At 55.2% G+C, this 2,538-nt stretch carries 4 protein-coding genes; all 4 read left to right on the top strand.

Features of this window, described 5'->3' with window-relative positions; translation table 11 throughout:
* The first annotated feature begins 60 nt into the window (after positions 1-60).
* The gene (locus DXD12_RS15010; protein ID WP_002594234.1) at positions 61-447 is read left to right on the top strand and encodes a cysteine-rich VLP domain-containing protein; all 387 of its coding nucleotides are present in this window, start codon (positions 61-63) and stop codon (positions 445-447) included.
* 130 nt (positions 448-577) lie between these two features.
* The gene (locus DXD12_RS15005) at positions 578-1,318 is read left to right on the top strand and encodes a replication initiator protein A (protein ID WP_002594233.1); all 741 of its coding nucleotides are present in this window, start codon (positions 578-580) and stop codon (positions 1,316-1,318) included.
* Positions 1,315-2,169, top strand: a complete 855-nt coding sequence (locus DXD12_RS15000; RefSeq protein ID WP_002594232.1) for an ATP-binding protein — start codon at positions 1,315-1,317, stop codon at positions 2,167-2,169. Before DXD12_RS15005 ends, DXD12_RS15000 begins: the two co-directional genes overlap by 4 nt.
* The gene (locus DXD12_RS14995) at positions 2,166-2,360 is read left to right on the top strand and encodes a transposon-encoded TnpW family protein (protein WP_002594231.1); all 195 of its coding nucleotides are present in this window, start codon (positions 2,166-2,168) and stop codon (positions 2,358-2,360) included. Before DXD12_RS15000 ends, DXD12_RS14995 begins: the two co-directional genes overlap by 4 nt.
* Positions 2,361-2,538: the final 178 nt, after the last annotated feature.

Raw genomic sequence — 2,538 nt, 5'->3', positions numbered from 1 at the left:
AGGGCAATATCGACCAGATTTTACGCCGGAGCGAGCCGCAGCGCAGAAAGGAGCAGAGCCATGAACGGTAATATCCCCCGCATGGACTACCGCCAGTACCGGGCAGCCCGCCGCCTTGTGCATGAGTGCTGCAACTATGACAGCGGGAACTGCCTGCTGTTGGAGGACGGCGAGCCTTGCGTGTGTGTACAGAGTATCAGCTATTCGCTGCTCTGCCGCTGGTTTACCGCCGCTGTCCTGCCCCTTGATGAAGCACTGGAAGCCGCCCTCTTGCGCCGGGGAAGCCGGAAACGCTGCGCTGTCTGCGGGGCGTTCTTCTTCCCAAAATCCAACCGGGGGAAATACTGCCCGGACTGCGCCGGACGCATGAAGCGGATAAACGCCGCCAAACGGAAGCGGAAACAAAGGGAGAAATGTCACGCTTTAGGGCATTTCAAACCCGCATAAATCAAGGCTTTTTTGGAGGGTGTCAAAGGGTGCGTGATACATTTATCCTTTTCCCTTAAAAACGCCCCCTAAAAGCGTAACAGAACCCACAGACAGACACCACAAGGAGGTGAACCCTATCGCTGATTATATGACCGCAGGAACGGAGCTGCCCGCTTACCTGCCTTACCCCCGTTTCCTGCTGGAAACAGACCTATCCCACACCGCAAGAGAGTTATATGCGCTGCTGTTAGACCGTTCCACCCTTTCGCAGAAGAACGGCTGGCAGGACAGCGAGGGACGGACATACATTGTCTACCCCATAGCAGAGATAGCGGAAATGCTGGATAAAGGCTGCACCACCATAAAGGGCGCACTGAACGAACTGGACGCTGCCGGGCTGCTGGAACGCAGACGGACGGGCTTTTCTGCCGCCAACCGTCTGTATGTGAAAGTGCCGCCTATCCCAGTGGTACAGTTTTCCGACCAACTGACGGACGGAAAACCGCCCCTCATAAGGGCGGGAAACCGACCAACTGACAGCCGGAAAACTGACCTTATGACGGTCGGAAAACCGTCCCCTAACCAAACTAATATAAACAACCTAATAGAGAGCCAAACAAAAGGAGCGAGTGAGGGGCAGCCCCCCGCCGCTTATGGCAGATATAAAAATGTATTTCTTTCTGACACAGAACTTTTGGAGCTGGAACAGGACTTCCCCGGCAAGTGGGAGTATTACCTTGACCGCCTTTCCTGCCACATCGCTTCCACCGGGAAGCAGTACCAGAGCCATGCAGCCACCATTTACAAGTGGGCGCAGGAGGACGCTGCCAAAGAGAAGCCAAAGAAAGGCATACCGGACTATTCATTCAAGGAGGGAGAAAGCCTATGACCGATACAATCCACAACACCATACTGCCTATGACCGACACCACAGCCGAGCCGGAGGATTACACCGGGGAGGACGGGCTTTTATACTGCGGCAAATGCCGGAAACCCAAAGAAGCCTATTTCCCGGAGGGCAAGACCTTTTTCGGGCGTGACCGCCACCCGTCAGAGTGCGACTGCCAGCGGGCAGCCCGTAAGGAACGGGAAGCCGCCGAGAAGCGGCGCAGCCACCTTGAAACGGTGGAACGGCTGAAACGGCAGGGCTTTACAGACAAGACCATGCAGGACTGGACATTTGCCAACGATAACGGCAGCTGCCCGCAGATGAAGAACGCCGCCGGATATGTGGCACGCTGGGAACAGATAAAGGACGGGAACTACGGGCTGCTCTTGTGGGGCAGGGTAGGCACTGGGAAAAGCTATTTTGCCGGGTGTATTGCAAACGCCCTCATGGAGCAGGAAGTCCCGGTGTGCATGACAAACTTTGCAGCAATATTAAACGACCTTGCCGCCAGCTTTGCGGGCAGGAACGAATATATTTCCCGCCTTTGCAGCTTCCCCCTGCTCATCATTGACGATTTTGGAATGGAGCGTGGCACAGAATACGGTCTGGAACAGGTCTACAATGTGATTGACAGCCGCTACCGGAGCAGGAAGCCGCTGATTGTGACGACCAACCTCACGCTGGAGGAATTGCAGCACCCGGAGGACACCGCCCACGCCCGGATTTATGACCGCCTGCTTGAAATGTGTTCCCCTCTCTGCTTTACCGGGGAGAATTTGAGGAAAGCCGCCGCACAGGGAAAAATGGAACAGCTGAAACGGCTGCTTGCCGGAAAGGAGATTTGCCTATGACCGACACCCAGAGAAACAAACGCCCTGCCCGCCGCCCGGACTGCGTGACCGAAACCAGGATAGGCAACACAATCCTTGTGGTGTCTGGCTTTTTCAAGGAGGGGGCGACCGACACCGCCGCTGACAAGATGATGAAAGTGCTGGAAGCAGAAGCCGCCGCCGGATATTTGACCTGTGATAAGCCTGATTGAAAAACCGTCATTTTTACCGACCGTAAAGAAGCAGATTTGACGCTTTTGCCGCTATACAGACAGCCGCCCCATGTGGTACAATCAAGGTACGGAATAGTGGGGCTGGCTGTCGGAAACGGAGGAATTTATGTTAAGACAGACCACCCAGCAACTCATTACCGCCCTTTACCCAAGACTG

The organism is Clostridium sp. TF11-13AC, assembly GCF_003481065.1.
Lineage (GTDB): Bacteria > Bacillota > Clostridia > Lachnospirales > Lachnospiraceae > Otoolea > Otoolea fessa.
The sequence above is the reverse complement of the archived record's forward strand: the minus strand, read 5'-3'. Positions and strand labels throughout refer to the sequence as shown.

Bases quoted from the DNA above. Each gene is read 5' to 3' on its own strand.
- DXD12_RS15000 (WP_002594232.1), top strand. From the start codon at position 1,315: ATGACCGATACAATCCACAACACCATACTGCCTATGACCGACACCACA.
- DXD12_RS15005 (WP_002594233.1), top strand. From the start codon at position 578: ATGACCGCAGGAACGGAGCTGCCCGCTTACCTGCCTTACCCCCGTTTC.
- DXD12_RS15010 (WP_002594234.1), top strand. From the start codon at position 61: ATGAACGGTAATATCCCCCGCATGGACTACCGCCAGTACCGGGCAGCC.
- DXD12_RS14995 (WP_002594231.1), top strand. From the start codon at position 2,166: ATGACCGACACCCAGAGAAACAAACGCCCTGCCCGCCGCCCGGACTGC.